This is a genomic window from Nostoc cf. edaphicum LEGE 07299 (assembly GCF_015207245.1).
GTDB classification, from domain to species: domain Bacteria; phylum Cyanobacteriota; class Cyanobacteriia; order Cyanobacteriales; family Nostocaceae; genus Nostoc; species Nostoc edaphicum_B.
On record NZ_JADEXF010000106.1, the window covers coordinates 1 to 8193 of the forward strand.

The window sequence follows — 8193 nt, forward strand, 5'->3', positions numbered from 1 at the left end:
TTGTAAAACTGCGGTGGCTGATTGATAGCGATCGCTAAAATGATAGCAAACCATTTTATCTATAATTGCCGCTAATTCTTCACTCACTTGCACGGTTTGTCGCCACATCACATTCCCCGTTTCTGGATCTGGGTGGAGTTCTTGCGGTGGTATCCCAGTTATGGCTTGAATAGCAATCATTCCTAAAGCATAAATGTCACTGCATAAACGGGGATGACCGGCAAATTGTTCTGGAGGTGCATAACCTCGCGTTCCGATGGCTACTGTGGCTAATTCTGTTTGCTCGCTACTCGGCGGTTGCATTAATTTAACAGCACCAAAGTCAATCAATACCAGCCGATTATTTTGAGCGCATCTAATAATATTAGTCGGTTTGAGATCGCGATGAATCACTCGATGTTGATGAACAAATTCTAGAACTTCTAAAACTTGTTTGAGCATTTCCATTACAAATGATTCGTTTTGCACATTTTGTACTGGTGGTAATTCTTCACTTAGGGTATGTCCCTCAATATATTGTTGAATTAAATAAAATTCGTGGTTATCTTCAAAATAAGCAAGTAGTTCAGGAATCTGATGATGTTTACCCAAAATTTCTAAAATTTCAGCTTCACTATGAAACAATCTGCGAGCGACTTGCAAAAATCGTGCATCTTGACGGGCTGGCATTAACTTTTTAACTACACAAGTAGGATTACCTGGCCGTTGAGTATCCTGTGCTAAATAAGTACGACCAAATCCACCAGCGCCGAGAGTTTGAGAGATTTTGTAGCGTCCACCTAAAAGCAAATCACCTGATTTTATTTCGGGTGAATCAACTGGGGGAGGAAAATCAACAGACGAGTCGGGAATTGCTGTTTTATCTTCTAAAAGTACATTTAATTGGGCGATCGCTTCTTGTTGTTTTTCAACTTGCAGAACAATCACCTGAGTTTGCCGCTGATTTTGGTAGCTACTATAAGCAATTAGACAGATACTACTAATCACCAAAGCAAGAGCAGGAGGGATTAATGGCACCCATCCAGCTTGCAAAAACAAAGCAACGCAGATTACTACTAAGCCAAATAGAGTTATCCCTACCACCACTAGCAAAAGCAGCGGATTTTGCCACCGCAATGCTAAAACACCACCTAATAGCGACCAGCCCCATACCCAGATAAATTCCGCCCAGTCGGGCCAATACCAAATCAAGGGTCGCCCATCCAACACTGTACTGATCAGTTGACTTGCTATCTGTGCATGAATAAACAGAGCAGGCATTCTGGCTGGTTGATCTGGTAAAGCGCTGTAGGGCGTATAAAAGCCACTTGGAGGGATATTAGCTGCTGTAGTGCCAATAATTACCAAACGGTCTTTAAATAAACTGGGGTTGGCTTGCCCACTAAGAACATCTGTGAGGGTTACTTGGTCGAGGCTGTTGGGGTGACGGTAATTTAATAATATTTGATAGCCCTGTGCATCCAAATGTTGGTAGCCGCCAGAATTAGGTTGTAAACGCACAAACAAGGTTTTACCTAATATAAAATCTCCTTTTTTAGTGAAATCGTATTCAATACCTTGTTTTTCTAGATAATTAATTGCAATTAATGCACCAAATGCAAATGATGTTGTACATTTCTTATCTGTAGAGTAGGCAAATAATAAAGTGCGGCGGAGAATTTGGTCGTTTTCATTATCAGCAACCACATCGCTAAACCCAACATTATCTATAGGAAAGTTGGGTGGCGGGGGAATTTCATCTCTACCCAAACTGCTAAACAAACAGGTAGTGACAATGTTATCTTGATTTTGGAGATTAGCCGCCAAATTATTGTCTTCCGGTCGGAAAAGATATAAACCAACAATTCGCGGTTGATAAGACTCTATTTTCTTTAATAGCTGATTGATTGTCCGATCTGATAAAGGCCATTTCTCGCGTTTGAGATCGTTATCAGTAATTTTTACTAGCAAAATCCGCCGATCGGGTGCTTCTGCCGGACGCGATCGCAACATCTGGTCATAAACTCTTAACTCCCAAGGCTGTAACCATTTGAGTTCCCGCATACTTAAAGTCAAAAACGCTACAGCTATACTTGTAAGAACCACTGTCTGAACTGTCAACATTTTCAACTTAACTGGCAGATGTTCTTTAAGCCACCTGTCATCAAATACTTTCCTGTAGATCAAATTGCGTACACACAAGCTAGCGTGTTCACGGCGGACGATAATACCTGAGAGTTTGAGGTGGGACTTGACTAAAGACTGTTCCTCATCCAAGACAATGCGCTTTCCACGGCGGATCTCGCTGTAGGTAGTTAAGACAGCGAAAAGGTCAGGTGCCCGTTTGGTAAGCATATCCCGCACAAACTGTAAGTTATTGTCTTGCTTACTCATTGCACCAAAGAACGTACTATTTACAACGCGGTCAACTTCGGCTTGAGACCAATTGTTGTTGTCTTGCTCTGTTATGGCCCGGCAGAGACGCTGCGTTAGATAGGGATGTCCCCCTGTCCACTTCAGTACCCACTTGAGCATCTGCTGTGACTGTTCTAGTGGTAAACCCAGTCCATCAGCAAGAGTTAGTGCTTCTTCTAAGTTAAAGTCGGTTAACTCTACGCGCTGTCCAATATTAAAGGGCGTCCGCTTGGAGTCACGGATTAAATCACCTGGTGTTGCTACGCCGATAAGGACAAAAGAGAGACGCTGAAATTTAGGTATACGGGCACGCCCATTGTAGAGATATCGAATAGCCGCAAAAAAGTCATCGGTGAAGTTGAGACTGAGAGTTGTGTCGATTTCATCAACGAAAATCACCAAAGGTATGACAATTTCAACCAGCAAAATTTCCTCAAAAAACCTAGTTAACCGTTGAGTAATGCCTAAATGCTTAAGAGACTGCCACCACTCAACAACATCGGTATCTAGCATAAGTTGATCGTCAATGATGGTGAGCAAACCTAGATACCATTCTTCAGCAGTAACCTGTACCCCCAACTGAGTCAGATCGATAATCACCGACTGGATACCTTCATCAGCTAGTTGTTCGGCAGTCCGCACCATCAAGCTGGACTTGCCTACCTGCCGTGGAGCAAGAATATAAGCGAAAGTTCGGGCACGACACAGTGCTAAAAGTTCCTCATCAGCTTGGCGGGGAATGTAAATGCCACCGCCAGCCTGTACTGTCCCGCCTACAGTGTAAATGTTTGGATTAGCCACGCAGATGCTCCCGGAAATAATTGGTGTAAAGTTGACAACGGGGAAACACTACACGCCCTTCCCGGCGCACTAAACCTGCACCCCGCAAGCGGAAAAAGATGCGCTCATCTACACAGGTGTTCTGGTGAATTACTTGGAACATACCGTGAACTAACTCCTGTTTGTTATGCAACCGGAAGAGGTGGTTACGTAAATGATTACCAAAGGGGCCATTATCTGCGATCGCATTGGCAAATAGTTCGGTAGGATAGAGGCGATCGCTAGCAACTGAGTAAAGTGCAAGCCTTACTAAATAAGGATGTCCACCGAGTAACGCTATTAATTGCTTTTCTTCGCTGGCGCTGAAGGGTGAACCATGACGGCGGTTTAAATCAGCAACCTGTACTGCTGTAAAATCTTCTAAATCAATTACTAGCCCAACATTAAAGGGAGATTGGTTGAGATTATCAATTAGCTGGTAGGGTTCGGTGGAAGTAACCAGCGCTAAATCCAGTTGCTTCCAGATGGGAGTAGTGGCGCGGCTATTGTGCCAGCTTCGCAGCATTCCAAAGAAATCAGAGCGAAAATCAGTATCAAAGACCCTTTCAACTTCATCCATCGCTAAGACAATGGGGTTGCCAAACTCCTTCAGCAAATAGCGGCCGACGTAGCGAGTGCAACGCTGACTATTGCCCAAAGGCATATTCCAATACTCATCAACTTTGTCAGTCATTTCCAGTTCATCGGTTAACCAAGTACAGAACTGGCGAAAGAAAAGGTCAGCATTAGTTAAGGCAGCTTTATCAAACAATTGGAAATCCAACAAAGCAACCCGCTTCCCTGCATTCACAGCAGTATGAATTGTGCGGATTAACAGCGAACTTTTGCCCATTTGCCGGGGGCCTTTAATTGTAATTGTCACGCCCTGCCGCTCAATAGTCTGCAAAGCAAGTGCATCAGATGAGCGTTCTACGTAAAAAATAGATTGCGATTCCATTGTTCCTTCGGGCATTTCCAGGGAGACTGGTTGTGCTGAAGGAAAGGGATGGGGTAGGGGTGACGGCTGACTCATCTGGAGTAAGTCTGCTTTCGATTTTTCTTCACTAATAGCCAATGCACCACCAGAGACAGCCTGTAACAACTCTGCAATCAGGCGCGGCGTATCTTCTGCATCTTTCCAGAACGCCCAGTTAATCCCATTTAAGTAAGCACTTAAGGGATACAGCAACGGTTCTTGATACGCAAGACGCACCGGGAGAATTATCGGGCGTCCTGATTGTGATTTTGCCAAGTGGTGTGCTGTCTCTATTTCTGCCACCACCATCTCGCTGCTGGTTGACAAGGCTGAAAGGAAAGTAATCAAAAAATCAGCTTGGCGGATTTCTGCTTCAATACATTCAGCCCAGCGTGTACCGACAGACATGGTTTGGTCGATAAAGACTTTGTGCTGCTGCGATAGCGCCTGGAAGACTTGCAGCGCTACTGGTTCATCGGGACTAGCATTACGCTTGTAGCTGATGAAGATGCGTTTAGCCTGTGAGTTTAACATTACTATTAACCTTGTCTTCCTTCAGCTTTTTGAGTGGAAAAGCTTTTCTAGTTGAGAGTCAGTTTTGTACAAAAGTTGGGTAATTCTGTACTTCGTCATCCAAGGGCGGTTTTTCCCTATTTTGAGGATTACCTGAACAAATTAGGATTTTATTCACAGCGCTATCAACTAGTTACACTCTACTACAGCGCAGTTGCAGGCAATTACCGACAGCCCAAAAAAATTGCTTACGGAGCTAAAAGACTCGTTAACGGAGCTAAAAGACTCGTCAACGGAGCTAAAAGACTCGTCAACGGAGCTAAAAGACTCGTCAACGGAGTTCAAAGACTCGTCAACGGAGTTCAAAGACTCGTTAACGGAGTTCAAAGACTCGTCAACGGAGTTCAAAGACTCGTCAACGGAGTTCAAAGACTCGTCAACGGAGTTCAAAGACTCGTTAACGGAGTTCAAAGACTCATTAGAGATATGAAAAATAATGTAGAGACGTAGCAGTGCTACATCTCTACAAGGGTTCTAGATAATGCATATTTAATTTATAGAGATATCTATTAATAGAGTTTAAGGGAATTAAACCTCATCTCAAACCAAAACAAAGCCTGCATAGACAGGCTTTGTTTTAGTAGCACCAGACTATAAGTCTGTGGGCGCTTTCAAATTTTTACAAGAATTAAATGACTAATTTCAATCAACCGCTCTCTTCACTGCATTGCCTGCATCATCAGCTGTACGCCGAGCATTTCTACCAACATCCTCAGCCCCACGCTGAACATTTGTTGTCACATCTTCGGCAGCATTCTGGGTATTACCCTTAATATTTTCAATTCCTCGCTGAGTTCCCTTAACAACACCTTTGCGAACTTCCTCAGCTGAACTGCCGATATCTTCACCCAGGTTCTTCACTCTTTCACCAAAAGGTGTACCTTGTTTGTAATTTTCGCCATACTGCTCTGGGCTGTCAGCTCCTTTCTGGTCAATATTTTTTTGAGCATTTTTCGCCAGTGCATCAGCTCTGTCAGTCGCTGCTTTCTCGTCTAATCTGCCTCTCGGTTCTACATCACTAAAGTTATTCATTCCACCAGCAGGAGAAGAGAGAGGATAATCTTTTGTGGGATCGTATCGTTGTTGAGTATAACCTGGTTGCTTCTCAGGCTGTGGTGGTTGTGTTGCTATTCCTGGAGCACCACAAGCTTGTGTCAGAAATAAGAATATTCCTGCCAAAAAGACTGTTAAAACTTTTAAGGGACGAATATTTTTCAGCCAAGTCATTGCTTTTTTCATACTTTTAAGTCCTTGCTTTTTTGTGACTAAGTTAAACTTCAACCAAGATGGCATTTGGAATTAATTTTACATCCAAAGCATTCAGATAAAATAAGAGTTTTATCTGTTTACTGCTGGATTTGGTTGTAATTCAGGTCTTGCTTTAGCTTCATCTGCCTTGTTATTCAAAAAGCCAGAAGCTTCTTCAACATTCTCTCTTACAGTCTCAAGCCGATCCTTAACTCGATCTCCTACATTTGATTCATTCTGAATCAAACCACCGGGTTCAGGCTGGCGGAAGTCTTTATCTGTGATGAATGGCAGTTCTGCTTCTTTCTCAACTCGACCTGCTGGTGTCTCGGCACCAGGATAAAGTATCTCAGATTGTGTATTTGTAGCAATCAACAATTGCGAACTTGGTTGTAAGCTAGCTTGGTCGCGTCCCTGACTGGCTTTTGGGTTTGCTATTTTCGGATCGGTGGACATTCTGTAGTTGCCATACTTGTCTCCACCATTCTTATAAGGGTTGTTTGCTCCACCGGCTTGTACAGCAGGATTTTGTGGATTTGCACCTTGAACATTTGCCCCACTACAAGCAGTGCTAACTATCAACAATAGTCCAGCTAAAAAGATAGTTAATATCTGGCGCAATCTTATTTGTTTCAAGAATACTCTTACGGCGTTCACGTAGTCCTCCTTACCAAAATTTTAATAAACTAAGAATTTGCTGAATCATTGGATTGGTCAGCAAGTTATTGTGCTTGTTTTGGTTCGCTCAGTTTCGATAACCTGTATTCAGGATATGAATAATAAAATGCTCTTTACCTCTAGCGCAGGCTACATTTTAATGAGTACAAAAATAATATTTTTATCTAACTCTAGAGAGATATAAAATAAAGTAATATACTTTTCGTAAAAAGAACTACATCAAGCTGTTTGATACTTCAAAATATTCGGATATATAGCTGATACACCATAAGATTTGAGGTATTCAGCCCTTGTTGCTCTCAACGTTAAATGACTAAATTCATGAAGCAATTTCTACGCTGGATAATTTTGGGGGGAACGCTGTTTTTTTTAGGAAAAGCTCTGAAGGATAATTGGATTGAGGTAACTGCTATCCGCATTGATGATGTAGGATGGGCAATTATGGCGATCGCTACAGGGGTAACTTTACTAGCTCATACTTGGGCAGGCTTGATCTGGACTTGGATTCTGCAAGAGTTAAATCAACCTGTATCATCTCCTCAATTCATCCAAGTTTACCTAAAAACGAACATAGCTAAGTATTTACCAGGTAATATCTGGCATCACTACGGGCGAATTGTCGCCGCCAAAAATGCCAATATTCCTACAGGTGCAGCCACCTTAAGCGTTTTGCTAGAACCCCTACTCATGCTAGCGGCTGCTTTAATCGTTATTGTCTTATGCAGTAGCCAATTTGCAGCAACGAATACTACTTTTGTTATACAAATACTACAATTTCTGAGTTTAGCTGTAGTCCTTGGTGCGATTCATCCGTGGTTTTTGAACCCTGTTATTCGTTTTTTGTATAAATTAAAAGCAAAAAAGTCTGCTGCTACCACTCAACCAACTGTTCCTTTCAGTGTTAAAAGCTACCCTTTGCGCCCTTTGTTAGGAGAAGTAGGCTTTATGGGACTACGCGCTACTGGGTTTATACTAACTATGTTCGCCTTGGGTTCGTTGAATGCGAATCAAATTCCTTTGTTATTCGGGGCTTTTAGTTGCGCTTGGTTGTTGGGGTTTGTTATACCTGGTGCGCCTGGTGGGTTAGGTGTGTTTGAAGCGACTGCGTATGAACTTTTACGACACCACTTTCCATCTGCCTTAGTATTTAGTGCGATCGCTCTATACCGCCTCATTAGTATTCTAGCTGAAACTGCGGGTGCTGCCTTAGCTTGGTTAGATGAACGCCTTGCGAAATCCTGAATCAGGCAAAACTCATTTTTATCTATCTACTTTCATCTGTGAAAACACACGATAACTATCCAGATTTAATTGCTGATTACTGCTTTGTTCCTCTTCTTCCATCTTAATCAAATTATATTCTACATTTTCTGCATAAATTGCAAATGTGATATTAAAAATCTCGATAAAATTTATGACTCCTTTGCATTCATCTTCGGAATAGTTTTCGTAAAAACGAATCAAATGAGCAATCCGAGTCTCTAAATGTCTCCGAGAATTTCTAC

The 8193-nt window shown here is 42.4% G+C and carries 6 protein-coding genes and 2 pseudogenes; 2 read left to right on the forward strand and 6 right to left on the reverse strand.

Features of this window, described 5'->3' with window-relative positions:
• The 3 genes and pseudogenes from IQ229_RS04920 to IQ229_RS04930 form a co-directional block, all read right to left on the reverse strand.
• A partial coding sequence (locus tag IQ229_RS04920) for a CHASE2 domain-containing protein (protein WP_409339894.1) occupies positions 1 to 2121 on the reverse strand: 2121 nt, incomplete at its 3' end.
• Positions 2122 to 2439: 318 nt separating this feature from the next.
• Positions 2440 to 3195, reverse strand: a pseudogene (locus IQ229_RS04925) (AAA-like domain-containing protein); the annotation flags it as partial.
• Entirely contained in the window at positions 3188 to 4723 is a 1536-nt protein-coding gene (locus IQ229_RS04930; protein ID WP_194041792.1) for an AAA-like domain-containing protein, read from the reverse strand. The gene IQ229_RS04930 and the pseudogene IQ229_RS04925, both read right to left, overlap by 8 nt.
• A 75-nt stretch (positions 4724 to 4798) precedes the next feature.
• Here IQ229_RS04930 and IQ229_RS04935 point away from each other — a divergent pair, with 75 nt between their 5' ends.
• Positions 4799 to 5212 (forward strand): hypothetical protein, encoded by a 414-nt coding sequence (locus tag IQ229_RS04935; RefSeq protein WP_228013143.1) that lies wholly within the window; start codon positions 4799 to 4801, stop codon positions 5210 to 5212.
• Between the two features lie 192 nt (positions 5213 to 5404).
• On the opposite strand, the gene IQ229_RS04940 is transcribed toward IQ229_RS04935, so the two are convergent.
• Positions 5405 to 6001, reverse strand: coding sequence for a hypothetical protein (locus IQ229_RS04940; protein WP_194041796.1), 597 nt, complete (start codon positions 5999 to 6001; stop codon positions 5405 to 5407).
• Positions 6002 to 6100: 99 nt separating this feature from the next.
• On the reverse strand, positions 6101 to 6667 hold the full coding sequence (locus IQ229_RS04945; protein WP_194041798.1) for a DUF6658 family protein: 567 nt from the start codon (positions 6665 to 6667) through the stop codon (positions 6101 to 6103).
• 342 nt (positions 6668 to 7009) lie between these two features.
• Between IQ229_RS04945 and IQ229_RS04950 the strand changes: the two genes are divergently transcribed.
• A complete protein-coding gene (locus tag IQ229_RS04950) occupies positions 7010 to 7930 on the forward strand; it encodes a lysylphosphatidylglycerol synthase domain-containing protein (protein ID WP_194041800.1) in 921 nt (306 codons plus the stop codon).
• Between the two features lie 18 nt (positions 7931 to 7948).
• Here the strand turns inward: IQ229_RS04950 and IQ229_RS04955 are convergent.
• A pseudogene (locus IQ229_RS04955) lies at positions 7949 to 8193 on the reverse strand (hypothetical protein); the annotation flags it as partial.